The sequence below is a fragment of the Pseudarthrobacter sp. 10T415 genome, from assembly GCF_056394175.1.
Genome location: NZ_JBFTHJ010000088.1, coordinates 1 through 376 on the forward strand (window position 1 = coordinate 1; position 376 = coordinate 376).

1 protein-coding gene is annotated in these 376 nt (G+C 68.4%); it reads left to right on the top strand.

Features of this window, described 5'->3' with window-relative positions; translation table 11 throughout:
* Window positions 1-13: 13 nt before the first annotated feature.
* Window positions 14-376 (top strand): thiolase family protein (locus AC1DBN_RS21585; RefSeq protein WP_477724213.1); only part of this gene is annotated, 363 nt, incomplete at its 3' end.

Sequence of the window (376 nt, forward strand, 5' to 3'; positions counted from 1 at the left end):
GTACAAGGTGGGCGTGACGGGCATTCCCATCGTCAACGTCAACAACAACTGCTCGACCGGCTCCAGCGCGCTGTTCCTGGCGCGCCAGGCCGTGGAGTCGGGCGCGGTGGAATGCGCGCTGGCGCTGGGCTTCGAATTCATGCAGCCGGGCGCGCTCAAGGGCAAGTGGGATGACCGCGAGGGTCCGCTCGATGGCTTCACCGCGATTGGTGGCCACCTGATCCAGGACGCCGTGGATGCCGGCGTACCGCGCGCGCTGACGCTGTTCGGCGGCGCCGGCCGCGAGCATATGGAGCAGTACGGCACCAAGCTGGAGACCTTCGCCCGAATCCGCGCCAAGGCCAGCCGTCACGCCGCCAACAACCCGCTCGCTGTG